The sequence below is a fragment of the Micrococcaceae bacterium Sec5.7 genome, assembly GCA_039636785.1.
Classification (GTDB): Bacteria; Actinomycetota; Actinomycetes; order Actinomycetales; family Micrococcaceae; genus Arthrobacter.
In genome coordinates this window covers 45,619-69,291 of sequence record CP144169.1, presented here as the reverse complement: position 1 = coordinate 69,291, position 23,673 = coordinate 45,619, and the positions used below count along the sequence as shown (strand labels likewise).

Annotated in this window: 25 protein-coding genes and 1 tRNA gene; 16 read left to right on the top strand and 10 right to left on the bottom strand. The window is 63.5% G+C overall.

Translation table 11 applies throughout. The annotated features are described in order from the left end of the window. Positions 1-38: 38 nt before the first annotated feature. From V3C33_00345 to V3C33_00325, 5 genes are all read left to right on the top strand, one after another. Complete coding sequence (locus tag V3C33_00345; GenBank protein ID XAS67838.1) at positions 39-662, top strand: CDP-alcohol phosphatidyltransferase family protein; 624 nt, start codon at positions 39-41, stop codon at positions 660-662. Beyond that, positions 662-1,570: a DMT family transporter gene (locus tag V3C33_00340; GenBank protein XAS67837.1), complete on the top strand. Its 909-nt coding sequence runs from the start codon at positions 662-664 to the stop codon at positions 1,568-1,570. Before V3C33_00345 ends, V3C33_00340 begins: the two co-directional genes overlap by 1 nt. A gap of 95 nt (positions 1,571-1,665) precedes the next feature. Continuing rightward, positions 1,666-2,862 (top strand): glycosyltransferase, encoded by a 1,197-nt coding sequence (locus V3C33_00335; protein ID XAS67836.1) that lies wholly within the window; start codon positions 1,666-1,668, stop codon positions 2,860-2,862. 127 nt (positions 2,863-2,989) lie between these two features. Then, positions 2,990-3,063 (top strand) — tRNA-Ile (locus V3C33_00330). 199 nt (positions 3,064-3,262) lie between these two features. Next, a complete protein-coding gene (locus tag V3C33_00325; GenBank protein ID XAS67835.1) occupies positions 3,263-4,453 on the top strand; it encodes an acyl-CoA dehydrogenase family protein in 1,191 nt (396 codons plus the stop codon). Here the strand turns inward: V3C33_00325 and V3C33_00320 are convergent. Beyond that, positions 4,450-5,010: a M23 family metallopeptidase gene (locus V3C33_00320; protein ID XAS67834.1), complete on the bottom strand. Its 561-nt coding sequence runs from the start codon at positions 5,008-5,010 to the stop codon at positions 4,450-4,452. The genes V3C33_00325 and V3C33_00320 overlap by 4 nt on opposite strands. A 424-nt stretch (positions 5,011-5,434) precedes the next feature. Here V3C33_00320 and rpsB point away from each other — a divergent pair, with 424 nt between their 5' ends. The 6 genes from rpsB (at position 5,435) to V3C33_00290 (ending at position 10,461) form a co-directional block, all read left to right on the top strand. After that, a complete protein-coding gene (gene rpsB / locus V3C33_00315) occupies positions 5,435-6,370 on the top strand; it encodes a 30S ribosomal protein S2 (protein ID XAS67833.1) in 936 nt (311 codons plus the stop codon). Between the two features lie 130 nt (positions 6,371-6,500). Continuing rightward, a complete protein-coding gene (gene tsf / locus V3C33_00310) occupies positions 6,501-7,337 on the top strand; it encodes a translation elongation factor Ts (GenBank protein ID XAS67832.1) in 837 nt (278 codons plus the stop codon). Between the two features lie 138 nt (positions 7,338-7,475). Further along, the gene (gene pyrH / locus V3C33_00305; GenBank protein ID XAS67831.1) at positions 7,476-8,213 is read left to right on the top strand and encodes a UMP kinase; all 738 of its coding nucleotides are present in this window, start codon (positions 7,476-7,478) and stop codon (positions 8,211-8,213) included. Between the two features lie 101 nt (positions 8,214-8,314). Continuing rightward, on the top strand, positions 8,315-8,872 hold the full coding sequence (frr, locus tag V3C33_00300) for a ribosome recycling factor (protein XAS67830.1): 558 nt from the start codon (positions 8,315-8,317) through the stop codon (positions 8,870-8,872). Further along, on the top strand, positions 8,872-9,795 hold the full coding sequence (locus tag V3C33_00295) for a phosphatidate cytidylyltransferase (protein XAS67829.1): 924 nt from the start codon (positions 8,872-8,874) through the stop codon (positions 9,793-9,795). Before frr ends, V3C33_00295 begins: the two co-directional genes overlap by 1 nt. Before the next feature lie 81 nt (positions 9,796-9,876). Beyond that, a complete protein-coding gene (locus tag V3C33_00290) occupies positions 9,877-10,461 on the top strand; it encodes a DivIVA domain-containing protein (GenBank protein XAS67828.1) in 585 nt (194 codons plus the stop codon). Between the two features lie 99 nt (positions 10,462-10,560). On the opposite strand, the gene V3C33_00285 is transcribed toward V3C33_00290, so the two are convergent. The 4 genes from V3C33_00285 to V3C33_00270 form a co-directional block, all read right to left on the bottom strand. Beyond that, the gene (locus V3C33_00285) at positions 10,561-12,027 is read right to left on the bottom strand and encodes a cation acetate symporter (GenBank protein XAS67827.1); all 1,467 of its coding nucleotides are present in this window, start codon (positions 12,025-12,027) and stop codon (positions 10,561-10,563) included. A gap of 7 nt (positions 12,028-12,034) precedes the next feature. Then, entirely contained in the window at positions 12,035-12,385 is a 351-nt protein-coding gene (locus tag V3C33_00280; protein XAS67826.1) for a hypothetical protein, read from the bottom strand. Then, a complete protein-coding gene (locus V3C33_00275) occupies positions 12,382-13,101 on the bottom strand; it encodes a LytTR family DNA-binding domain-containing protein (GenBank protein ID XAS67825.1) in 720 nt (239 codons plus the stop codon). The genes V3C33_00280 and V3C33_00275 overlap by 4 nt, the downstream gene beginning before the upstream one ends. Before the next feature lie 85 nt (positions 13,102-13,186). Then, positions 13,187-14,404 (bottom strand): sensor histidine kinase, encoded by a 1,218-nt coding sequence (locus V3C33_00270; GenBank protein XAS67824.1) that lies wholly within the window; start codon positions 14,402-14,404, stop codon positions 13,187-13,189. Between the two features lie 170 nt (positions 14,405-14,574). On the opposite strand from V3C33_00270, the gene V3C33_00265 reads away from it, so the two are divergent. Together V3C33_00265 and V3C33_00260 are read left to right on the top strand one after the other, a co-directional pair. Then, entirely contained in the window at positions 14,575-14,955 is a 381-nt protein-coding gene (locus tag V3C33_00265; protein ID XAS67823.1) for a DUF485 domain-containing protein, read from the top strand. Continuing rightward, entirely contained in the window at positions 14,952-16,568 is a 1,617-nt protein-coding gene (locus V3C33_00260) for a cation acetate symporter (GenBank protein XAS67822.1), read from the top strand. Before V3C33_00265 ends, V3C33_00260 begins: the two co-directional genes overlap by 4 nt. Before the next feature lie 139 nt (positions 16,569-16,707). On the opposite strand, the gene V3C33_00255 is transcribed toward V3C33_00260, so the two are convergent. From V3C33_00255 to V3C33_00240, 4 genes are all read right to left on the bottom strand, one after another. After that, positions 16,708-17,304 (bottom strand): hypothetical protein, encoded by a 597-nt coding sequence (locus V3C33_00255; protein ID XAS67821.1) that lies wholly within the window; start codon positions 17,302-17,304, stop codon positions 16,708-16,710. A gap of 6 nt (positions 17,305-17,310) precedes the next feature. Continuing rightward, positions 17,311-17,715 carry a DUF4383 domain-containing protein gene (locus V3C33_00250; GenBank protein XAS67820.1) on the bottom strand — a complete coding sequence of 135 codons (405 nt, stop codon included), beginning with the start codon at positions 17,713-17,715 and terminating at the stop codon, positions 17,311-17,313. A gap of 121 nt (positions 17,716-17,836) precedes the next feature. Further along, entirely contained in the window at positions 17,837-18,415 is a 579-nt protein-coding gene (locus V3C33_00245; GenBank protein XAS67819.1) for a hypothetical protein, read from the bottom strand. Positions 18,416-18,553: 138 nt separating this feature from the next. Then, positions 18,554-19,027 (bottom strand): Lrp/AsnC family transcriptional regulator, encoded by a 474-nt coding sequence (locus V3C33_00240; GenBank protein ID XAS67818.1) that lies wholly within the window; start codon positions 19,025-19,027, stop codon positions 18,554-18,556. Between the two features lie 196 nt (positions 19,028-19,223). Between V3C33_00240 and pdhA the strand changes: the two genes are divergently transcribed. The 3 genes from pdhA to V3C33_00225 are packed head-to-tail and all read left to right on the top strand — an operon-like array spanning position 19,224 to position 22,809. After that, a complete protein-coding gene (gene pdhA / locus V3C33_00235) occupies positions 19,224-20,402 on the top strand; it encodes a pyruvate dehydrogenase (acetyl-transferring) E1 component subunit alpha (protein ID XAS67817.1) in 1,179 nt (392 codons plus the stop codon). Then, positions 20,402-21,412 (top strand): alpha-ketoacid dehydrogenase subunit beta, encoded by a 1,011-nt coding sequence (locus V3C33_00230; protein XAS67816.1) that lies wholly within the window; start codon positions 20,402-20,404, stop codon positions 21,410-21,412. The genes pdhA and V3C33_00230 overlap by 1 nt, the downstream gene beginning before the upstream one ends. Then, the gene (locus tag V3C33_00225; GenBank protein ID XAS67815.1) at positions 21,409-22,809 is read left to right on the top strand and encodes a dihydrolipoamide acetyltransferase family protein; all 1,401 of its coding nucleotides are present in this window, start codon (positions 21,409-21,411) and stop codon (positions 22,807-22,809) included. The genes V3C33_00230 and V3C33_00225 overlap by 4 nt, the downstream gene beginning before the upstream one ends. Positions 22,810-22,912: 103 nt before the next feature. On the opposite strand, the gene V3C33_00220 is transcribed toward V3C33_00225, so the two are convergent. After that, a complete protein-coding gene (locus V3C33_00220) occupies positions 22,913-23,578 on the bottom strand; it encodes a TetR family transcriptional regulator (protein ID XAS67814.1) in 666 nt (221 codons plus the stop codon). Positions 23,579-23,673 lie beyond the last annotated feature (95 nt).

The following is a 23,673-nucleotide window of genomic DNA, read 5'->3' as shown; positions in this document are numbered from 1 at the left end:
AGCCCAAACACGTTGCCGGAAACGGAAAGGGGGACCGGATGAGATTCATCGGCGCCGGTTCCCGGCCCGGCCAGCCGCAGATCGATCACGATCTGATCTTCACCGTCCCCAACTTCCTCACCGTTTTGAGGTTTTTGGGCGTTCCGCTGTTCGTCTGGCTGGTGCTGGCCCGGGAGGAATACGGGTACGGGGTGCTGGTGCTCGCAATTATGGGCGGCACCGACTGGATCGACGGCTACGTGGCGCGCCGCTTTAACCAGACATCCAAGCTGGGCCGTGTCATGGACCCGATAGCGGACCGGCTGGCGCTGATAGCGGTTGCCGTCACCCTGGTGATTGCCGGTGTTGTGCAGTGGTGGTACCTGGCCGCACTTGTGGTGCCTGATGCCGTCCTGTTGGCGATGTCGCTCTTCTTCTTCCGCAGCCATCCCGATTTGCCTGTGAGCCGGATCGGGAAGACCCGCACGGGACTGCTGCTGCTGGGCACTCCGCTGCTGGTGCTCTCCAAACTGCCAATTCCGCTGGCGGAGGTCTGTTTTTTCGTTGCCTGGATCGTGCTGGGTCTGGGCCTGATAGGCCACTGGATCGCTGCCTACAACTACTTCTGGGCCATTCTCAGGAAGGGCAGAAATCAGACAGCCGACGACGGCGGAGCCGCCTGATGGTCTGGCTGGCGGTTCTTCTGGCGGTGCTTGGCGCTTTTTTCCTGGCGTTCGGCGCGCAGCGCCAGGGGAGCGCAGTAAAAGCCGATACCGGCGGACTTGCGTTGAGCTCCAAAGGATTCCTTCGGCTCCTGCGGAATCCGCGCTGGGTTTTTGGTCTCCTGCTGCTGTGCGCCGGAATGGTGATGAATGCCATCGCGCTGGTCTCCGCACCGCTCACGGTGGTGCAGCCCATCGGCGCGATTGCCTTGGTCATCACCACCATCGTCAACGCCAAAGACCAGGGGCTGAGCATCAACCGGGCCACGGTGGTTGCCATTTCAGCCTGCGTCACAGGTTCTGCGCTCTTCGTCCTTTTGGCTGTGAACGTTACTCAGGAAAACCATCACGTCAGTTCCTATGACGAACTGACCATCGTGCTGCTCCTGGCTCTGGCGGTGGGAATTTTCGGGACGTTGGCGGTGATGTTCAAACACCGGATGAGCGCCTTCGTTTACATCCTGGGCGCCGGCGTTCTTTTCGGCTTTGTTGCCGTGCTCACGCGGATCATCGGCAAGCACCTGCTGGATCCGAACGGGCAGGCCCTGCTGAACGTCCAGTGGTACTCCGTTGTGGCCATCTCGGCAGCCGGCGGACTGGGATCCTGGTTCGTCCAGAGTGCCTACTCGGGCGGCCCTCCTGACCTCGTGATCGCCGGACTCACTGTGATTGACCCCATTGTGGGCATTGCCATCGGGATCGCCATCTTGGGCGAACTGCGTCCGGACGTCCACGCCGTGTTGGCGATTGCCATGGCTACGGCGGCATCCCTTGCTATCGTGGGGGTGATCGCCCTTTCCAGGCACCATCCCGAGGTCACCAAGCGCAAGAAGGAAGCGCGGAAGGCTGCGGGCAGGGCGTCCCATTAGCCGATTTTCACTTTGAGGCCCGGCGCAATATGCCAGCGGCCATCCGGTACCGGCAGCAGCAGCTGTCAGCACCGTGACCACCAGGAGCACCCCACGTGACCACGCCCGCTAACCAGCGACCACTGACCATCCTGATTGCTGCGGACACCTACCCGCCCCACATCAACGGAGCCGCCATGTTCGGCTACCGGCTGGCCAAGGGCATGAGAGCCCGCGGGCATAACGTCAACGTCCTGGCGTGCCGGGCGGACAACGGCAAGGCCTTTACGGAGTTCCGCTCCGAGGCCACCGTGCACCGGCTCCGTTCGCACGGGGTGTTTACGCACGAGTACTTCCGGATCTGCTTCCCGTGGGAAATCAAGAAGGACATCAGCCTCCTCTTCGACCGCATCAAGCCGGACGTTGTGCACATCCAGAGCCACTACATGATCGGCGAGCAGGTCCTGTACGAGGCCGTGAAGCGTGGCATCAGGGTTGTGGCCACTAACCACTTCATGCCGGAAAACCTGAACCCTTTCCTGCCGTTCCCGCAGTGGTTCAAGGATATTGTGGGCCGGATCTCCTGGAAGGACATGGGCAAGGTCATGGGCCAGGCAGATGTTGTGACAACACCGACGCCCCTGGCCGCCAAAGCAATGCACCAGCATGCCTTCCTGCGCAAGGTGCTGCCGCTCTCCAACGGGATCGATGCCTCGGCATATGAGCGGCGGGCTGGCGAGGTCATAGACCGCCATGTCAAACCCACGGTGATGTTTGCCGGCCGTTTGGCTGAAGAGAAGCATGTGGATGTGCTGATCAATGCCGTTGCCAGGACACCCGCAGAGCTGAACGTCCACCTGGAAATCGTAGGCGGCGGGGAGGTGCGTCCTGCCCTCGAGGCGCAGGTTGCATGCCTGGGGCTTCAGGACCGCGTGAGGTTCCTTGGCCTGGCGAGCGATGAGGACCTGAGGGAGGCCTACATCAAGGCGGATTTGTTCTGCATGCCGGGAACCGCCGAGCTGCAGTCACTGGTCACTCTGGAAGCCATGTCTGCATCCACGCCGGTGGTGCTCGCCGACGCCATGGCGCTGCCGCACCTCGTGCGCGACGGCGAAAACGGCTACCTGTTTATACCAAACGACAGCAATGACCTCGCCTCCAAGATAACGCGGATCCTTCAACTGCCTGCCGCCGATCTGGCCGCCATGGGAGAAGCAAGCCGGCGGATGGTGGAACCCCACAGCATCGAAAGGACCCTCCAGACGTTCGAGGACCTGTACCGTGGCGCCAGCTACGACGACATGGTGGTCTGAACGGCCGTCGGGCGACGCAGGGACCAGATCCATGCGAATTGGCACGCCTCTGGCGATTACTATTGCTAGAGTGTTTTTGCCCCGCAACGGAATGGCTCCGGTTTGAGCCGGTCCGGGCAGGGCGCACGGGGCTATAGCTCAGCTGGTTAGAGCGCGGGACTCATAATCCTAAGGTCCTCGGTTCAAGTCCGAGTAGCCCTACCGTTCCAAGCAGGATCGTGGAGGAGCCGTGGCTGACGTTTCGAACGTCGGCTGCGGCTCTTTCCATGTTCGGGCCCTCTGTCCGTGGCTCGGCAGTTGCAGCCTCCGGACGGACTGCGGTATGTTACCCATGAGTAACTTACCGCCGGCCCTATGCCGGGACCTCTTGGTCACTGCTGATCACATGCGAAGGAACATCATGTCCAAAGCTGCTATCGACATCAATAGCCTTCCCTACGCCGACGGCGACTTCTTCGCCTTCGAGCAACTGCTCAGCCAGAAGGAGAAGGACAGGCTGGCGGAGATCCGCGCGTTCCTTGCCCGCGAGGTCAAGCCCATTGCGGTTGACTGCTGGAACCGTGGCGAATTCCCCATGGACCTCATTCCCAAACTGGCAGAAATTGACCTGGTCAGCCCCGTGAAGCGCCAGGGCTACTCCAACCTCTTTGCCGGACTGGTCCACGCCGAGGTCACCCGGGCGGATACGTCGATCGCCACCTTCATGGGTGTTCACGACGGACTGTTCACCGGCTCCATCGAGGCTCTCGCTTCGCAGGAACAGCAGGATGCCTGGCTGCCGGACATCTATTCGCTCAAGAAGATCGGCGCGTTCGGCCTCACCGAGCCGCTGGGGGGATCTGACGTTGCCGGCGGAACGCGCACCACCGCCCAGCGCGACGGAAACCACTGGATCCTGAACGGAGCCAAGCGCTGGATCGGCAATGCCACGTTCTCGGACTGGGTTGTTATTTACGCGCGGGACCTCGCAGACAACCAGGTCAAGGGTTTCCTGGTGGACACCAAACTGGCCGGCTTCAGTGCCACCAAGATCGAAAACAAGATTTCGCTGCGCACCGTACAGAACGCCGACATCACGCTCGAAAACGTGGTGGTTCCGGACTTCTTCAAACTGGCCAATGCCAACAGCTTCCGAGACGCCAATAAGGTCCTCAAGGTCACGCGCCTCGCCGTTGCCTGGCAGGCCGTCGGCCAGCAGCTCGCCGCTTTTGACGTCGCCCGCCGCTATGCCGTGGATCGTCACCAGTTCGGGCGCCCTCTGGCCTCCTTCCAGTTGGTGCAGAGCCAGCTGGTCCAGATGCTGGGCAATGCCGTCAGCTCCATGGGCATGATGGTGCGGCTGTCGCAGCTGGAGGACCTCGGGCAGGCCAAGGATGAACAGTCGGCACTGGCCAAGGCGTTCACCACCGCCCGCATGCGGGAGAGTGTGGCCATGGGCCGCAGCCTCCTTGGCGGCAACGGGATCGTGACCGACTTCGAAATGGCGAAGATCTTCTCGGATGCGGAGGCCATTTACTCCTACGAGGGCACTCACGAGGTCAACACGCTGGTGACCGGCCGGGCCATCACCGGGATCTCGGCGATCGTCTAGTCTGGTCCTGAAGCCGCCTCGAGCGGAAGCAGGATGGACGGCCGCAGGTCCAGCACGAACTGCAGCGGATTGACGTACTCATCGCCGCGGCGGACACCCCAGTGGACGCATGCCGGTACGGCGCAATGCCCGGCTATCAGTGTGCCGATCTCCTGGCCCCTGGCAACAACCGTCCCGGCTGTAAGGCTGCTGTGCACTGGCTCGAAACTGCTGCGCAGGCCGTTGCCGTGGTCGATCGTGATCACGGGCCGGTCCACCACTACCCCCACGAAGCTCACGGTGCCGGACTCCGGAGCGGTGACCGCGGCGCCGTCGTGCGCTGCCCAAAGGTCCACGCCGCGGTGGCCGCTCATCCAGGGCTTGTCCGGAGGGTCGAACGGGCGAAGCACTTCGGGTCTGGGCGAGAGCGGCCAGCTCCACGGCGCCCGGGCGTCGGTGGTCTCTGCCGCGGCAGGCAAGGCCGCGGAGCCCTGCGGCATGCTGCTCGACGCATGGGCAGTCGGGGCTGCGGCGGCGGTAGCCAGCAGCAGCGCGGATAGCAGGGCGGAAACTTTCATTCCCCCAGCCTCGCCCCGCAGCACGGCGTTCGAAAGTGGCGTGTGCACCTATGTGGAAAACCTCCGGGACGTGCCTGGGTCCGGTCCGTCAGGGCGGGGGCCCTGTAGTACACTTGGTGGAGCAGTTTGCTGTGCCCTCAACGTATTCCGGGTCATCGGATTCACGTCAGCACGTCTCATTCAGAGGTGCGGGGGAGCAGCAGCTGACTACGCGTATCCAGCCCTCCAACTTTGAAGCCATGCGGCTTCCTGCTGAGGAGGATTGTGCCTCTTGCGGTCCGGACCGGAAACAGTCCTGATGAGAAGTGCAATGGATGCCAGGAGCTGTGCCCGCCTGGGCGCGGCTAAGTAACCGTCAACTATTGGCAGGGTAAGAGAGCCATGGGCTCTCTCATGAATGACCTGCCGGAAGGAGCGTCGGCATATGCCCGTCGTAACTATGCGCCAGCTGCTTGACAGCGGCGTCCACTTTGGACACCAGACCCGTCGTTGGAACCCGAAGATGAAGCGATTCATCTTTACGGAGCGCAACGGCATCTACATCATTGACCTGCAGCAGTCGCTGTCCTACATCGACCGCGCCTTCGAGTTCGTCAAGGCCACCGTTGCACACGGCGGCACTGTCTTGTTCGTCGGCACCAAGAAGCAGGCACAGGAATCAATCGCTGAGCAGGCTACCCGCGTGGGCCAGCCGTACGTCAACCAGCGCTGGCTCGGCGGTATGCTGACCAACTTCCAAACGGTCTCCAAGCGCATCCAGCGTATGAAGGAACTCGAAGAGATCGACTTCGACGACGTCGCCGGCTCGGCTTACACCAAGAAGGAACTGCTGCTCCTTCGCCGCGAACTCACCAAGCTGGAAACCAACCTCGGTGGTATCCGCAACCTCACCAAGGCGCCCTCCGTGCTGTGGATCGTTGACACCAAGAAGGAACACCTTGCTGTTGACGAAGCCAAGAAGCTGAACATCCCGGTTGTTGCCATCCTGGACACCAACTGCGATCCGGACGAGGTTGACTTCCCGATCCCGGGCAACGACGACGCCATCCGCTCCGTGAACCTGCTGACCCGCGTTGTTGCTGACGCCGTTGCAGAGGGCCTCATCGCCCGCAACCAGCGTGCAACCGGCACCACGGAAGCTCCGGAAGAACCCCTGGCCGAGTGGGAGCGCGAGCTTCTCGAGGGCAGCAAGTCTGAAGATGCACCGGCTGCTCCCGCCGCAGAGGCGGCTCCGGTCGCTGAAGCACCGGCTGCTGACGAAGCTCCGGTTGCAGAGGAAGCACCGGCTGCTGCCGAGGCTCCCCTTGCAGAGGAAGCACCGGCTGCTGCCGAGGCTCCCGTCGCAGACGCAGAAAAGTAAAGAAGAGTAAATCCGGACTTCCCCGGCGCTGTCCGCAGCATCGGGGTTACTGACAGGATGGCGGCTCACCCGGTGGGCTGCCGTCCTGTCAGTCCGTACACCACATAAATTTCTAGACAGAGGGGTTCACATGGCGAACTACACTGCCGCTGATATCAAGGCTCTGCGCGAGCGCACCGGCGCCGGCATGATGGATGTCAAGAAGGCTCTTGACGAAGCCAACGGTGACGCCGAGAAGGCCATCGAGATCATCCGCATCAAGGGCCTGAAGGGCGCTACAAAGCGTGAAGGCCGCTCCACCGCTGAAGGTCTGGTTGCTGCCAAGGTCAACGCCGGTGTTGGCGTAATGATCGAGGTCAATTGCGAGACCGACTTCGTTGCCAAGGCTGACAAGTTCATCCAGCTCGCCGACAAGGTCCTGGCTGTAGCTGTCGAGTCCGGTGCCGCCGATCTCGAGACCCTGCTGGCCACCGAGGTTGACGGCAAGCCGCTGTCCGAGGTTGTTATCGAAGAGGGCGCTGTTCTCGGGGAAAAGGTTGTTGTCCGCCGTATTTCCCGCATCGAGGGCGGCACTGTTGACGCTTACCTGCACAAGACATCCAAGGATCTCCCGGCCCAGGTTGGCGTGCTGTTTGCTGTTGACGGCGAGGGCGAAGCCGCTGCCACCGCTGCCCACGACGTTGCAGTCCACGTCGCAGCAATGGCTCCGAACTACCTGACCCGCGAAGACGTTCCGGCCGAGCTGGTTGCGTCCGAGCGCCGCATCGCCGAGGAGACCGCCAAGGCTGAAGGCAAGCCCGAGGCCGCCATGACCAAGATCGTTGAAGGACGCGTAACGGGCTTCTTCAAGGGCGAGGTTCTGGTTGACCAGGCATTCGCCAAGGATGCCAAGAAGTCCGTGGCGCAGATCCTCTCAGAGGCAGGCGTCAAGGCAACCGCGTTCACGCGTTTCCGCGTCGGTTCCTAGCCGCACACGCAAAGGGGTGGTCACTTCGGTGGCCGCCCCTTTTGCATGCACTGTCGCATGCGCCGGCCAGGGCAAAAATGAGACCTTTGGCCGCCCAGCACGATAACCTAGCTCAGAGTTCACCAACGGGAAGGCACCATGGAATCCGTCAACACTTCAGTCCAGTCAGAGAAGAGCAGGCGCCGCGTTCTCCTGAAGCTGTCCGGCGAGGTCTTCGGTGGAGGGAAACTGGGCGTTGACCCGGATACTGTCCGCGGCGTCGCCAAGCAGATCGCAGCGGCGGTCACCGAGGTCGAGGTGGCGATCGTCGTCGGCGGCGGTAATTTCTTCCGTGGGGCCGAACTTTCCCAGAGCGGCATGGACCGTTCCCGGGCGGACTACATGGGCATGCTTGGCACCGTGATGAACTGCCTGGCACTGCAGGACTTCCTGGAGCAGGCAGGGGTGGAAACCCGCGTCCAGAGCGCCATCACCATGGGGCAGGTGGCAGAGGCCTACATTCCGCGCCGTGCCATCCGGCACATGGAGAAGGGCCGTGTTGTGATCTTCGGCGCAGGCGCCGGGCTCCCGTACTTTTCCACCGACACCGTTGCCGCCCAGCGTGCGCTGGAAGTCCACGCCGACGTTGTGCTGATGGCCAAGAGCGGTGTTGACGGTGTCTATACTGCGGATCCCAAGAAGGACCCCGCGGCGGAAAAGCTGGACGTCCTCAGTTACGACGACGCACTGCGCCGTGACATCCGGGTGATGGACCAGACGGCAATGACCATGTGCAAGGACAACAAGCTCTCCATGGTGGTCTTCGGGATGGAGGGTGAAGGAAACGTCACCCGCGCCATACTCGGTGAAAAGCTGGGCACCCTGGTCACCCCGTAGCAACGGCTAGGATGTTTTGAGGACAGTTCCGCCCCTCGGGTGGAACCAAGATTGTGCAATGCCCCGGCGTGCCGGGATGCACCAATTTCTGAGGAGAGATCGTGATCGAAGAAACCTTGCTCGAGGCCGGGGACAAGATGGACAAGGCAGTTGAGGTAGCCAAGGAAGACTTCGCCTCGATCCGTACGGGCCGGGCAACGCCGGGCCTGTACAACAAGGTGACTGTGGAGTACTACGGTACGCCCACCCCGTTGCAGCAGCTCGCCTCGTTCGCGGTTCCGGACGCCCGCACCATCCTGATCACGCCCTATGACAAGACGGCGCTGCGCGACATCGAACGTGCCCTGAGCGATTCCGAAGTCGGGGCCAACCCGTCCAACGACGGCAACGTTATCCGGATCACCATCCCGGACCTGACCCAGGAACGCCGCAAGGAATACGTCAAGATCGTCAAGACCAAGGGCGAAGACGCCAAGATCTCCATCCGCAACATCCGCCGCAAGGCTAAGGAAACGCTGGACAAGCTGGTCAAGGACGGCGACGCCGGCGAGGACGAAGGCAACCGGGGCGAAAAAGAACTCGACGCAATGACCAAGCAGCACGTTGACGGAATCGACGAGCTGCTTAAGCGCAAGGAAGCAGAGCTGCTCGAAGTCTGATGAGCCAGGCACAGCAGGCCCCCGGACCGCGGGCACGGAAGCGGGGCAAGCCGCCTCGCAGCAACCCCACCCCCAAGGCGGGAAGAAACCTTCCGGCGGCGATCGCCGTCGGGCTTGCCATGCTCTTTGCCGTGTTGGGCGGTCTGCTTTTTCTCCCGCTAGGCTTCGTCGCAGTAACCACCGCATTCGCGATATTCGGCGTCTGGGAGATCTTCCGGGCGCTTGAGGCAAATGGCACCCGGCTGCCTGTCATTCCCGTAATGACAGGGACCATAGCCATGCCGTTCGCGGCATACTTCGGCGGACTTGAAAGCCTGCTGTTCGCAATGCTGCTGAGCAGCATTGCGGTGCTGCTGTGGCGTTCCATAGAAAGCGCTTCAGGTTCCGCGCGCAGCATCTTCGCGGGCGTTTTTACACTGGCGTGGGTTCCGTTCCTGATCAGCTTCGCGGCGCTGCCCCTTCACGCGGCCGGCGGCCCGACTCCCCTTGGCCTCTGGCCCAGAGGTACGGTGCCGGAAGGCGCGTGGCAGATTGTGGTGATGCTGCTGCTGGTGGTCTCCAACGACACGTTCGGTTACCTCGTTGGGGCGTCGCTGGGCAAACATCCCATGGCCCCCAAGATCAGCCCCAAAAAATCATGGGAAGGGTTCGGCGGATCGATTGCCGGCGCCATGGTGATCGGCATCCTGGCGAGCATCTTCCTGCTGGGCAAGCCCTGGTGGGTCGGTGCGATCCTGGCTGTGGGCATGGTGGCCGCGGCTACGGCCGGGGACCTGGCCGAGTCCATGGTCAAGCGCGAACTCGGTATTAAGGACATGAGCAGCATCCTGCCCGGACACGGAGGGGTGATGGACCGGCTGGATTCGATCGTTTTTGCATCCCCCGTGGCTTTTGTCCTGTACGCCCTGTTGGCCGGAGCCTGACACAACGCCTCGCCGTACCCCCGGCCCGCGCCATAGAATGGTGCGAACAAGACCCAGCTGAAGAGCATTAAAGGAAACATAGTGACAGTGGATATTCAACGGCAGATTCCCGCGTCCTTTGAGCGCGTGCAGCGGAACGAATACGGTTACAACGCCAAGCAGGTGGATCAGTTCCTTCAGCGGTCCCGGGTTTCGCTGGAAACGCCGAAGGCCGCCGTCCACGTCATCAGGAGTGCCGATGTCAGGGCCGTGTCCTTTGACCCGGTCAAGGGAGGGTATTCCGCGGCAGCGGTGGACGCTGCCCTGGACCGGCTGGAAGATGCCTTTGCCCGGCGCGAGCGGGACGAACTCATCGCCGCGAGCGGTGAAGAGACCTGGCTGCGCGAGATCGGAAAACTCTCCGGCATTCTGCGCGGCCGGCTGCACCGGCCCGACGGGGAACGGTTCCGCCGCCCGTCGAAGGGCAAGTCGCGGAGCTACAACACCTTGGACGTCGACAACCTCTGCGTGGACCTGATCGGGTATCTGGAAGACGACAAACCCCTCAGCGTCGACAACGTCCGCCGTGCAGTATTCCGCCCGGCAGTGGGCAAGAACGGCTACGAAGAGACCCAGGTTGATGCCTTCCTGGACCGCGTTGTTGAACTGATGGCAGCCATCGACTGAGTCCCGGTCACAAGGTAGGCGCAGCAGGCCTCAGGCTCCCCTCTCTGGACATACCGTCATTCTCCAGCCGAGAACGTCCGGCGCGGGGCCCGTTCTGCCTTAGCGTTCCGTCGCCAGTGGTCTTTCCGGGGTGTGGAGTCTTGTCATGACCCTGGTGATGGTCCGCGGTACCCGGTCGTTGGTGGCGAGCGAAACCAGGATCATCACGGTGAACGCAGCCGGAACGGTCCAGGCTGCAGGCTGCGCCAGCCAAAACGGCGTACCGGCGGCTCCGAAGAGCGCCCCGGCCACCATGGCGCCGCCGCAGAGCCCACCGCCGGTGATCATGCCGGCGATCGCTCCCGTGTCCGTAAGTCCCCGCCACCAGATCCCCAGCAGGAGCACCGGGCAGAGGGTGGATGCCGTGAAGGCGAATACCAGCCCTACGCTTTCGGCCAGGGCCAGGGAATCCGTCATGAAGGCGAAGCCCAGCGGAACCATTGCCGAGATGACGGCTGCGAGCCGGAAACCACGGATGCTGCCGCCCAGCACGTCCTGGCTGATGACACCGGCCAGCGATACCACCAGGCCGGAGGTGGTGGACAGGAAGGCCGCGAACGCACCGGCCACCACAAGGGCGGACAGCAGGTCACCCGCTGTTCCTCCGATCAGGCGCCCGGGCAGAAGCAGGACCACGGCATCAGCCTGCCCCGTCTGGGCCAGCTCCGGCGCGAACATACGTCCGGTCATGCCGTAGGCGGTGGGAAACAGATAGAACACGGAGAGCAGACCAAGCACAATCAGCGTGGTGCGCCGGGCCGACTGGCCGTCGGGGTTGGTGTAGAACCGCACCAGGACATGGGGGAGTCCCAGCGTTCCGAACAGGAGAGCAACCAGCAACGAGATGTTCTGGTACGCCCCCGCCGGCGCGAGGCTGGTGGGATTGGTGGCCGGTTCGGCCACGGCGGGGGAGCCTGCACCTGCCAGCGCGAAGGCAATGAAAAGTATGGGCACGGCGAGGGCCGTGAGCTTGAGCCAGTACTGGAAAGCCTGCACAAAGGTGATGGAGCGCATGCCGCCCGACACCACTGTCAGGCACACCACAACAACAACCGCCACAGACCCAACCCAGGCGGGCAGGCCGGTGGTAATCCGGATGGTGAGGGCCGCCCCATGAAGCTGCGGGACAATGTACAGCCAGCCGACCGCAACCACCACCAGGCTTGTGACCCGCCGGACAGGCCTGGAGTCCAGCCGGGCCTCGGTAAAGTCCGGGATGGTATAGGCGCCGGACCGCCGCAGCGGGGCGGCCACAAAAAGCAGCAGCATCAGATAGCCGGCCGTGTAACCCACAGGGAACCACAGGGCATCCGTGCCGGACAGCAGGATCAGCCCGGCCACGCCCAGGAAGCTGGCCGCTGACAGGTACTCGCCGCCAATTGCCGAGGCATTCCACCAGGGCCTGACGGTCCGCGAGGCCACATAGAAGTCACCCGTGGTCCGCGAAATCCGCAGCCCGTAGAAACCGATCACGGCGGTTGCCAGCGAGACGCCGACAAAGGCTGCGATACCTACTGCGGGATTCACAGGAACATCATTTGTCCTCCGCCAGGTCCCGGTAGCGGGCCTCGTTTCTGGTGGCGGTACGGACATACAGCCACGCGCTGATCCCGATCACCGGGTAGATCCCGATGCCCAGCAGGAGCCAGTCAAAGGGGATGCCGGCCACGCGGGATTCAGCTAGGCCGGGGACCGCGGCAAGCATCAAAGGAAATGCACAGACAATCACCAGAAAGCCACCGGCCACCACAAGAGCCAGCCGCAGCTGAGTGCGGATGAGAGAGCGTACAAACACCTGACCCACCTCGGATTCCTCAGCCGCCTCGCGCGAATCCCCGGCCGGTCTGGCCACGGAACGCGGGCCCCTCACCCGGACGCGCGTCATGCCTGAGGCCGGATCCGGGTGGTTTCCAGCTTCTCCCTGACAGAGGGCAAGTGACGCCGGCTGATGGGGAGCTCGGCGCCGGCCACGGTCACGCTGGGCCGGGCAGCAGCCAGTTTCATGTGACTCACATGCTTCAGCGCAATGAGGTAGGAGCGGTGAGTCCGGATGAACCCTGCCTCGGCCCACTGCTGTTCAAGATCTGCCAGAGGCACCCGGATGAGGTAGCTGGCGTCTGCTGTGTGGAGGCGCGCATAGTCTCCTTGCGCCTGAACGTACGTGACGTCGTCGCGCCTGATCATTTTGGTGGTGCCGCCCAGATCCACGGTGATCATCTCCGGGGCCACACCGCCGTCGCGGATCAAGTCGCTGATCCTTCCGACGGAACGCGCCAGGCGTTCTGCGCGCACGGGCTTCAACAGGTAGTCAACGGCCGCCAGCTCGAAGGCCTCCAGCGCGCAGTCCTCGTCCGCCGTCACAAACACCACAGCCGGTGGGTTGCTGCTGCGCGAAATAACCCTGGCGATGTCCAGTCCGGAAACTGCCGGCATATGGATGTCGAGGAATACTGCGTCCACGGACTCGGCTTCCAGCGCCCGCAGTGCTTCTGAACCGGACGAGGCGCGGTGGATGATGCCGATCCGGTCGTCCTTGCCCAGCAGGAAGGCGAGTTCTTCAATGGCCGGCAGCTCGTCGTCAGCGACGAGGACGTTAATCATAGTTCTAGATTAGCTTCCGCAGGCGGCGGCCGGCAGGAAACGGAAGTCAGCAGGAAAACTGCGGCTTTCGGCCAGCGCCCGGGTGTCAGGCATCGTGGCTCGGCTGGGATTTGGGCACACGCATGGTGATGAGGGTTCCTTCACCGGGAGCGGTCTCGATCACCAGGCCATGTTCGTCGCCGTACACCTGGCGGAGCCGGGCATCCACATTCCGCAGGCCCACATGGTCTCCGTCGCTGTGTCCGGCCAGCATGGACCGCAGCTGCTCCGGATCCATCCCCACGCCGTCGTCCTCTATGGTGACTTCGGCGAAGGCCCCGGAACCGTTGGCGGTGATGGTGATGTGGCCGGGTCCTTCCTTGGCTTCGAGCCCGTGCCTGACTGCGTTCTCCACAAGCGGCTGCAGGCTCAGGAACGGGATCACGGTGCTCAGCACCTCCGGGGCGATCCGCAGGCTGACCTGCACCCGCTCGCCGAACCGTGCGCGTTCGAGGAGCAGGTAGCGGTCGATGCAGCGCAGTTCCTCGGCAAGGGTGGTGAAGTCACCGTGGCGCCGGAACGAGTACCTGGTGAAGTCGGCGAACTCCACCACCAGCTCGCGTGCCCGCTCCGGATCGGTGTTGATAAAGGAAGCGATCGCATTGAGCGAGTTGTAGATGAAATGCGGGCTTATCTGGGCGCGCAGTGCCCGCACTTCAGCCTCCATCAGCAGGGTGCGGGACGCATCGAGCTCGGCAAGTTCCACCTGGGTTGCCACCCAGTCAGCCACCTCGCCCGTTGCGCGGACCAGGCCGGCGCCTGCGGCCGGGGCAAAGGCGGCCACTACGCCCACCACTCTGGCTCCTGCCCGGATCGGGGCGATAACGGCGGCGGGCTGGACGGCTTGGCCGCCGCGTTCCGCCCCGCCGTTCAATGCGCGCGGCTGAATGTCACCGGCATGGATCACCGTGGTCCGCCCTCCTGCGAGTACGTCCGCCGCGAGCCCCATCAGCAACGGTTTGAGTTCCTCCGACCCCCCGTCCCACGCCAGCACTCCGGAGGTGTCCGTAATGGCAAGGGCATCGCAGCCCAGCAGGTTACGCAGCTGCCGGCTGGCCTTGGCTGCGCCTGAAGGGTTCAGGCCGGTGCGCAGATGCTGTCCGGCTCTCGACGCCGCGTGCAGCGTGTTGTACGTGGCGCGCTCGGCGTCTGTGCCCAGCTCGCGGAAGGAGCGGAGCACCTTGAGGCCCACGGCGACGACGACGGCGATCGCCATGGCGATGACAGCCACGGCGGCGGCGGTAAACAGGGGAGAGTCCGGCATGGTGCCAGCGTATCGCGGGTGCCGTTTGTCGCAGCATCCGGACCGCTGAGCGACGGGGTACGCAAGAACTCTGGATAGTAAGCGGCACCGGGGGTCATAGTGATTGTAGTCACATTGGCAGGGGGCTGTTCAGCCGGTGTGGACCAGGCAAGTCTCAATGAGGAGGAATGATGGGTAATGATGCCCAAACTCCGGACGCTGCGGCGTCCGTTGACTTCGTGGAAGTCCAATCGACGGAGCGGTTCCAGGAACTGCGCAAACGTCATCGCAGCTTTGTCTTTCCGATGGCCATTGCATTCCTGCTCTGGTACTTCGCCTACGTCCTGCTGGCCGACTACGCGGTCGGTTTCATGTCAACCAAGGTCTGGGGCAACATCAACGTCGGACTGATCCTGGGCCTGCTGCAGTTCGTGTCCACGTTCGCCATCACCGGCTGGTACGTCAGCTACTCGAACCGGAAGCTTGACCCCATCGCCGCCGAGATCCGCCAGGAAATCGAAGGCCACGAGTTCGACAAACACGGCAATCCACTAAGCGGGGCGGCACAATGACACTCATGGTTCCCGCAGTGAACGTTGCGGATCTCAAGGACACCACCCTGCTGAACATGGGCATCTTCGCCCTGTTCGTTGCAATCACCATGGTGATTGTGATCAAGGCCAGCCGCAACAACAAGACGGCGGCCGACTACTACGCCGCCGGGCGGTCCTTCACGGGCCCCCAGAACGGCACAGCCATCGCCGGCGACTACCTCTCGGCGGCCTCGTTCCTGGGCATCACCGGGGCCATCGCCATCAACGGGTACGACGGCTTCATGTACTCCATCGGATTCCTCGTCGCCTGGCTGGTGGCCCTGCTGCTCGTCGCCGAGCTGCTCCGCAACACGGGCAAGTTCACCATGGCCGACGTCCTGTCCTTCCGCCTCAAGCAGCGACCGGTGCGGATCGCGGCAGCCATTTCCACCCTGGCCGTCTGCTTCTTCTACCTGCTGGCGCAGATGGCCGGCGCAGGGAGCCTGATCTCCCTGCTCCTGGGTATCAGCGACTGGGGCGGGCAGGCGCTGGTGATCATCGTCGTCGGCGCCCTGATGATCATGTACGTCCTGATCGGCGGAATGAAGGGCACCACCTGGGTCCAGATCATCAAGGCCATGCTGCTCATTGCAGGTGCCGCGGTCATGACTTTCTGGGTCCTGGCGATCTACGGCTTCAACCTCTCCGACCTGCTGGGGGGCGCTGTGGAAACCTCAAAGAACCCCAACATGCTCAACCCGGGCCTGCAGTACGGCAAAACCGAGACCTCCAAGCTGGACTTCATGTCCCTGGGCCTGGCACTGGTGCTCGGCACCGCCGCCCTGCCGCACGTGCTGATGCGCTTCTACACGGTCCCCACGGCCAAGGAAGCCCGCAAGTCCGTGGTGTGGTCCATCTGGCTGATCGGCATCTTCTACATCTTCACCCTGGTCCTGGGTTACGGCGCGGCGGCGCTGGTGGGTGCTGACACCATCAAGGCGGCTCCGGGCGGGGTCAACTCCGCTGCACCGCTGCTCGCCTTCCACCTCGGCGGGCCGCTGTTGCTGGGCTTCATCTCGGCCGTGGCGTTCGCCACCATCCTTGCAGTGGTGGCTGGTCTCACCATCACGGCCGCTGCCTCCTTTGCCCATGACATCTACGCCAGCGTTATCTCCAAGGGCAAGGCCGACGCCGAAACTGAGGTCAAGGTTGCCCGGCGCACCGTTGTGGTGATCGGCCTGCTCGCCATTGTCGGCGGCATCTTCGCCAACGGCCAGAACGTGGCGTTCCTTGTGGCGCTGGCCTTCGCGGTGGCGGCGTCCGCCAACCTGCCCACCATCGTCTACTCGCTGTTCTGGCGCCGGTTCACCACCCAGGGCGCGGTGTGGAGCATGTATGGCGGACTGGGCTCGGCAATCCTGCTGATCGCGCTGTCTCCAGTGGTTTCAGGGGCCAAAACGTCCATGATCCCGGGAGCAAACTTCGCGATCTTCCCGCTGAGCAACCCGGGAATTGTGTCCATTCCGCTGGCCTTCTTCCTTGGCTGGCTGGGCACCGTGCTGGACAAGAATAAGGAGAACAGCGCCAAGCAGGCCGAAATGGAGGTCCGATCGCTGACCGGTGTAGGAGCCGAGAAGGCCGTCAACCACTGACTTTGACCAGCCCAAGGCATTCAACGTAAACGAAGTTTCACTCAGAGGAAGGAGCCGCCGCGCGGATGCGCAGCGGCTCCTTCCTCTGGTTCCCCAGGTCGTCTGGTTGTGCAGGGCCTCTGGTTCCGCGCGTCAACAGTCAGTGCTGGTGGTGGGAACCCTTTGGAAGTTCAACGCCGTGTCCGCCGTGCGGAACAGCGTACTGTCCCGCCGTCGATGCGGAAAGTCCCGGCGTCGCAACGGACGCCACCACCACGGCGCCGGTGAACGCTGCGATCAAAAGCCTGCCTGGCTTGGGGCCAGCCGGGGTGGGCAAACCGCCGTCGTGATTCCGGCTGCGGTCCTGCCGTTGCAGCCACGCAGCGGAGGCAACGATCATCAGGGTCAGCAGGAGTGCCGCGAGCTGGCTGATGCTGAGGCTGGACGGCCCGGGCGAGCGGGCCGTCGCAATGGCCACAATATGGGTTCCGGCAGCGGCCAGGAGCAGGGCCATCGCCAGCCGGGGAAGCGGAAACGTGCCGCCGCGGAGCGCGGTCACTGTCCAGACGATGAGCGCAATGCCCCAAAGCCCGGCGGCTGCAGCGACCGGGATCTGCCATTGAACGGCGGCCCTGGCCGGTTCCACGAGCAGGCTTGAGGCAATGGCCAGATTCACTGATGCCGCCCCGAACCCCGCGAAACCGGCGAAAAGCCGCACCGCGTCAGCTGACTGGCCGTCCCTGATCCGGCTGGCCATAACTGCCTAGGCTCGGGCCGCGGCAGGAGACCTGTCCAGGGACAGGCCGACACCGAGCAAAAGCACCGCGCTGGCGAGGTGCAGGACGTTGTCCGCACCGTTGAGCGCGATGATGTTCAGGGGTGAGCTGAGCAGGAACAGGCCCACCAATCCAACCAGTAGGTACACGGCGCCGACGCTCGCGTTGACTGTCCGGGCCTGCTGGGTGTTCTTCAGGCCGGCATAGAGCAAGGCCGCGCCGATGGCGAGGTGAATGATGTTGTGCAGGGGATTGACTTCAAAAATGATCAGATTGCGGCCTTCGGTGGCAAAGAAGCCGATGCCCGAGGTGACGACGAATCCGAGGAGACCCACAAGCAGATAAACGGCGCCGAAGACGGTGGCGATGAGGCGGTTCGGTGAGGTGCGCATTGTCCGAATCCTTCCGGTGAGGCGGGGATAACGTATCCCGGCCGGACTGTGGAGTCCCGGCTGGGACTCTCAGGAAGCAATTCGGACCATGCGGTTGTCCGGATGGGTGGAGTGCCGGCCGTCAGGCCTTGGGCTTGAGTTTGATGTTGATCATCTTGAGTTCGTCGGTCCCGGCGAAGCGGTAGGCGAGCTCCACTTCTTTGCCGTCGCAGGTGATGAGGCCGGCCACGTCGGCGGCATTTGTGCCGTTCTCGGAGCTGACCTTGAGGTCGTCATAAGATGGCTTGCAGGATGCATCCATTTCAAGGCTTTTGACGCCGGCTGCGAAGTCCGCCTTGGAGAGCTGCTCCTGAAGCTTGGGATCCAGGAAGTCGTCGTAGGCTTTGTCGGTATCACCGGAGATCACCAGTTTCGTGAAATCATCGGCGAGGCCCCGGGCCTGGTTGGTGGCGCCACCGACCACGTTCAGAAGCACAATGACCCCCACAATCACCAGCAGCAGAACGCCGCCCACAATTCCCAGAATGATCCAGAGCCCCTTGCGGTTCTTGACGGGAGGCCAGCCGGGGAGGCCGAAGGGCCCGGGCGCCGCATGCTGTCCGGGGGCTGCGTACTGCCCCGGTGCTTGGTACTGGCCGGGTACACCCTGCTGGCTTGAGTCCGGCTGGCCGGGCTGCTGCGGTTCCTGAGGATTGCTCAAGATTAAGCCTTTCCGGCAGCCTGCATTGCCCGCTGCCTGATTGCTGGGGGCCACTGTCCGGCGCCACATCGATCAACTGGGAACAGCCTATAACCCAACCCTCGTACCGAGGCATTCTGCGTCTGCCGCCGTCGGATTTCAGTCTGGCGCGGAGCCGCGGTCCAGAAGCGGCTGGATGCGGAACGGAATGAGTTCTCCCATGGCCAGGGCCGTATCCGTTCGGTCCACACCATCGCAGGCCAGAATTTTCCCGTTGATCCGGAACAGGTCCTCGGCGTCCAGCGCCACTACGCGTAGGAGGAGATCCGCCGAGCCTGTCAGGCCATACCCTTCGAGGATTTCCGGCACGCCGGCAAGTTCCTCGGCCAGCTGGCCAAGCTTCTGTTGCTGCACGTGCACGGAGATAAAGGCCATCAGCGGGTAGCCCAGTGACGCCGGATTGATGCGGCGTTCGAAGGAAAGAAAGACGTGCTTTTTCTCCAGCTGCGCCATCCGGGCCTGGACCGTATTCCGGGACAGCCCCAGTTTTTGAGCCAATGCCACAACTGTTCGGCGGGGGTCGCGCGCCAACGCTGAAAGGAGCCGTGTGTCTGTGCCATCCAAAGCTTGCATAATGCGCAAGGCTAGCACGGCGCGGCGTCGTCAAACAGTGCATACTGCTCAGTTTTTGCGGCGGTGGTTGTACCCATTGGGCATTGTGAGTAGGGTCACAATTATCCGGGGCGACGGCGCCCGGGAGGCCTGAACGAGGCGGGATCACGAGTCCTTCCCGGGCAGGTCAAACGACGTAAGAAGGTTGCGGGCAATCGTGTTTACAGACGAGTTGGGTAAGGGCGGAACAAACGCCGGAGGCCCGGGCAACAGCGCAGGACCACATGGCGGGGCGGCCCAGAACCTGGTCCAGCTGATCACCCCCGAGGGGGAACGGATCAGCCATCCGGAATATGACATCTGGGTCCAGGACGTTACTGATGAGCAGCTGTGCTCCCTCTACGAGGACATGGTGGCCATCCGGCGGATCGATACGGAGGCCACCGCACTGCAGCGGCAGGGCGAGCTTGCACTCTGGCCGCCGCTGCTGGGCCAGGAAGCATCCCAGATCGGCTCCGGCCGGGCACTGCGTGAGGATGACTTCGTCTTTTCCAGCTACCGTGAAAACGGTGTGGCGTACTGCCGCGGCGTGGACCTGACGGACATCGTCCGGGTCTGGCGCGGGAACGCCTCCTCAGGCTGGGATCCGTACACCATAAATATGGCAACGCCGCAGATCATCATCGGCGCCCAGACGCTGCATGCCACCGGTTACGCCATGGGGATCCAGAATGACGGAGCCGATTCCGTGGCCGTGACCTATTTCGGTGACGGGGCAACCAGCGAGGGAGACGTCAACGAGGCCATGGTTTTCGCCGCCAGTTTCCAGGCGCCCGTTGTCTTTTTCTGCCAGAACAACCAGTGGGCCATCTCCGAGCCGGTGCGGCTGCAGTCACACATCCAGATTGCCGACAGGGCAATGGGCTTCGGCATCCCCAGCATGCGGGTGGATGGCAACGACGTCCTGGCCGTGCTGGCAGCCACCCGTGTGGCATTGGACAGGGCGCGCCACGGCGGCGGCCCCACCTTTATCGAGGCCGTTACTTACCGCATGGGCCCCCATACCACCGCTGATGACCCCACGCGCTACCGGGACGCCAACGAGCTCGAAGACTGGGCTGCCAAGGACCCCATTGCCCGGGTCAAGGCCCTGCTGGACCGGAAGGGCCTGCTGAGCGAAGACTTCGAGGCGCACGTGCAGGCAAAGGCCGACGCCGTTGCCCGCGAAATGCGCGCAGGCTGCATCAACATGCCCGAGCCGGAGCCGCTGGACATCTTCAAGCACGTCTACAGCACACCGAACTCCTGGCTGGACCGCCAGCAGGACCATTACTCCCGTTACCTGGCTTCCTTCGGCGATCCCGCGGAAGCCACTTCAGAAGAAGGTGCACGCTGATGACGCAGATGACCTTTGCCCGTGCCATCAATTCCGGTCTGCGCAAGTCCCTCGAAAACGACCCCAAGGTGATTCTGATGGGCGAGGACATCGGCGCCCTGGGCGGTGTCTTCCGGGTCACTGACGGCTTACAGAAGGATTTCGGAGAGCACCGCGTGGTGGACACGCCCCTCGCGGAGGCCGCCATCATGGGCACCGCCGTGGGCCTTGCCTACCGCGGGTACCGTCCGGTGGTGGAGATCCAGTTCGACGGCTTCATCTACCCTGCTTTTGACCAGATTGTGTGCCAGGTGGCCAAGCTCCACTACCGCACGCAGGGTGCCGTGAAGATGCCCATCACCATCAGAGTCCCCTTTGGCGGCGGCATCGGTTCCCCGGAACACCACTCCGAATCCCCGGAGGCCTACTTCACGCACACCTCGGGCCTGCGGGTGATCAGCGTTTCCAACCCGCAGGACGCGCACACCATGATCCAGCAGGCCATCGCCTCCGATGATCCCGTGCTCTACTTCGAACCCAAGCGCCGCTATCACGACAAAGGCGAGGTGGACGAGTCTCTGGACCTCAGCACCGCGCTGTCGATGGAAAAGGCCCGCGTAGTCACCGAGGGAACCGATGTCACGCTCGTGGCGTACGGACCCCTGGTCAAGACCGCCCGGGACGCCGCGATGGCCGCAGCTGATGAGGGTATTTCCGTGGAAGTCATCGACCTGCGCTCGCTGGCGCCGGTGGACTTCACGACGGTGGAGGCTTCCGTACGGAAGACCGGGCGGCTGGTGATCACCCATGAAGCCGGGCAGTCCGGCGGCCTTGGTGCAGAAGTTGCGGCCAGCATCACGGAGCGCTGCTTCTACCACCTCGAAACCGCCCCGGTCCGGGTGACCGGCTTTGACATCCCGTACCCGTATTCCAAGCTCGAAATGCACCATCTGCCGGGCCTGGACAGGATCCTGGACGGTGTGGACCGCGCCCTTGGCCGGCCGAACTCACTCAGCGGGCTGGAAGGATGACCGCCACCATGATCAAGGAATTCAGACTTCCGGACCTCGGCGAAGGCCTCACCGAATCCGAAATTCTCAGCTGGAAAGTGGGAGTGGGGGACACCGTCACGCTGAACCAGATCATCGCCGAGGTGGAGACCGCCAAAGCGGTGGTGGAGCTGCCGTCGCCGTTCGCCGGCGTGATCACCGCACTCCACGAGCAGCCCGGCACAGTTGTCGAGGTCGGCAAACCTATCGTTTCGTTTGAAGTAGAGGGCGACGACGGTGCGTCACCCGGTGCTGGAGGCCCGGCTGAGGAAGCTACCGCCAAGCGCGAGCCCAACCTCGTGGGGTACGGCGCCGTCGTCGAAGGTTCCGGACGCCCCGCCCGTCGGACCCGCAACGTTGCGGCCCCGGCCGAAACCCCGGTGATAGAGCCCGCCGGAACCCCGGTGGCTGAGGCTGTCGAAACCAGGCCGCCCGAAGCCACGCCCGTCCAAAAGCCATCGGCGGAACGCCCTCGGTCCACTCCTCCGGTGCGCAAACTGGCCAAGGACCTCGGCGTGGATCTGGTGGCCATCTCCGGAAGCGGAGCCGCTGGACTGATTACCCGCGAGGACGTGCGGAATTTTGTGGGCGGGGGTGACCTGCCGGCCGCAGCCCATAACCTGGCACCAACTACGGCCGCCGACGCACACGGCGCTGCCGGATCCGGAAGTCAGGCTGAACGTGAGGTGCGTACCCCCATCAAGGGCGTACGCAAGTTCACCGCTGCGGCCATGGTTTCCAGCGCGTTCACGGCCCCCCACGTCACGGAGTTCCTGACGATCGACGTCACACCCACCATGGAGCTGCTGGCCAGGCTCAAAACCAGCCGTGCCTTCGCCGGCTACAGGCTGACGCCGCTGACCCTGGTTGCCAAGGCGGCGCTCATTGCGCTGCGCCGCAATCCGTCCCTGAACTCCAAGTGGGACGAAGCCCGTCAGGAGATTGTGCAGTTCAACTATGTAAACCTCGGCATAGCCGCGGCCACGCCCCGCGGCCTGACGGTCCCGAACATCAAGGACGCCGAACAGCTGTCGCTGATGCAGCTGTCCACCGCCCTGACCGCACTCACCGAAACGGCGAGGGCCGGGAAGACAACGCCGGAGGACCTCTCCGGCGGCACCATCTCCATCACAAACATCGGCGTGTTCGGAATCGACGCGGGAACTCCCATCCTTAATCCGGGTGAGGCCTCGATTCTGGCCATGGGCGCTGTGCGGAAGACTCCGTGGGAGTACCAGGACGAGGTAGCACTGCGCCAGGTCATGACGCTCAGCCTGTCCTTCGACCACCGGCTGGTGGACGGCGAGCAGGGCTCCCGGTTCCTGGCGGATCTCGGCGCCATCCTGGCTGAGCCCGGCATGGTGCTGGCAATGATCTAGGCTCCGCACGAACGGCCCCCGCCCGCATAACCGTTGCCAGCCAGCAACGCTCATGCGGGCGAGGGCAGCTCTTGTGTTCCGGGCGCGTTTGGCTGCGACTCAGCTACCCGGAGGCGGGGCCGTAGGGAACAGTCAATGCGGCCAGCGCCATCTGCTCCAGCAGCGGCCGGGCGGACTTGACGCCCATTCTCCGCCCATGGCTCCTGACCGAGTGCGGCGTGGAGTTGATGAGTCCGAAGCTCGCGTGTGCCCTCATCCGGAGCTCGGCAGGATCCGTCTCCGTATGCAGCCTGGCGAGGACATCCACCCAGAGCTCCACGTAATTGCGCTGGAGGGTGCGGACTTCAGCCTGGTCGTCGTCGGTCAGATTGCTGAAATCCCGGTCCTGGACGCGGATCACGTCCGGATTGCTCAGGGCGAAGTCCACATGGAACTGCACCAGCAGGGCCAGGGCAGCGGCAGGGTCCTGCGCATCCGCCACAACCCGGCTTCCGCCGTCGAGCAGATCCTGGCTTACAGTCAGAAGCAGCGCCCCCAGAACTGCCTGCTTGCCGGGGAAGTGCCGGTACACAGCCGGTCCGCTGACGCCGGCGGCAGCTCCCAGATCCTCGAGCGACACACGGTTGAAACCGTTGGCGGCAAAAAGCGCGGCGGCGGCTGACAGCAGGGCCTGGCGGCGGTTCTCCTTGGCCTGGCTGCGCTGCGTCGAATGGCCGCGTTGCTTGGCTTGGGCCTGCCGCGTTTCCTCGCCGCGCTGGGTGGTCGGCACATTTCCTCCTTGGCACAGCAAAGTCTGACTATGCGCGCCTGTGTTGGACATCACAGTTAATAGAGACTAACCTAAATCTCAGTTACACGTTACTA

What these genes read in the sequence shown, in the direction of transcription:
- V3C33_00345 (XAS67838.1), top strand. Translation starts at nt 39, where the DNA reads ATGAGATTCATCGGCGCCGGTTCCCGGCCCGGCCAGCCGCAGATCGAT.
- V3C33_00340 (XAS67837.1), top strand. Translation starts at nt 662, where the DNA reads ATGGTCTGGCTGGCGGTTCTTCTGGCGGTGCTTGGCGCTTTTTTCCTG.
- V3C33_00325 (XAS67835.1), top strand. Translation starts at nt 3,263, where the DNA reads ATGTCCAAAGCTGCTATCGACATCAATAGCCTTCCCTACGCCGACGGC.
- V3C33_00320 (XAS67834.1), bottom strand. Translation starts at nt 5,010, where the DNA reads ATGAAAGTTTCCGCCCTGCTATCCGCGCTGCTGCTGGCTACCGCCGCC.
- rpsB (XAS67833.1), top strand. Translation starts at nt 5,435, where the DNA reads ATGCCCGTCGTAACTATGCGCCAGCTGCTTGACAGCGGCGTCCACTTT.
- tsf (XAS67832.1), top strand. Translation starts at nt 6,501, where the DNA reads ATGGCGAACTACACTGCCGCTGATATCAAGGCTCTGCGCGAGCGCACC.
- pyrH (XAS67831.1), top strand. Translation starts at nt 7,476, where the DNA reads ATGGAATCCGTCAACACTTCAGTCCAGTCAGAGAAGAGCAGGCGCCGC.
- V3C33_00295 (XAS67829.1), top strand. Translation starts at nt 8,872, where the DNA reads ATGAGCCAGGCACAGCAGGCCCCCGGACCGCGGGCACGGAAGCGGGGC.
- V3C33_00280 (XAS67826.1), bottom strand. Translation starts at nt 12,385, where the DNA reads ATGACGCGCGTCCGGGTGAGGGGCCCGCGTTCCGTGGCCAGACCGGCC.
- V3C33_00275 (XAS67825.1), bottom strand. Translation starts at nt 13,101, where the DNA reads ATGATTAACGTCCTCGTCGCTGACGACGAGCTGCCGGCCATTGAAGAA.
- V3C33_00270 (XAS67824.1), bottom strand. Translation starts at nt 14,404, where the DNA reads ATGCCGGACTCTCCCCTGTTTACCGCCGCCGCCGTGGCTGTCATCGCC.
- V3C33_00265 (XAS67823.1), top strand. Translation starts at nt 14,575, where the DNA reads ATGGGTAATGATGCCCAAACTCCGGACGCTGCGGCGTCCGTTGACTTC.
- V3C33_00260 (XAS67822.1), top strand. Translation starts at nt 14,952, where the DNA reads ATGACACTCATGGTTCCCGCAGTGAACGTTGCGGATCTCAAGGACACC.
- V3C33_00255 (XAS67821.1), bottom strand. Translation starts at nt 17,304, where the DNA reads ATGGCCAGCCGGATCAGGGACGGCCAGTCAGCTGACGCGGTGCGGCTT.
- V3C33_00250 (XAS67820.1), bottom strand. Translation starts at nt 17,715, where the DNA reads ATGCGCACCTCACCGAACCGCCTCATCGCCACCGTCTTCGGCGCCGTT.
- V3C33_00240 (XAS67818.1), bottom strand. Translation starts at nt 19,027, where the DNA reads ATGCAAGCTTTGGATGGCACAGACACACGGCTCCTTTCAGCGTTGGCG.
- V3C33_00230 (XAS67816.1), top strand. Translation starts at nt 20,402, where the DNA reads ATGACGCAGATGACCTTTGCCCGTGCCATCAATTCCGGTCTGCGCAAG.
- V3C33_00225 (XAS67815.1), top strand. Translation starts at nt 21,409, where the DNA reads ATGACCGCCACCATGATCAAGGAATTCAGACTTCCGGACCTCGGCGAA.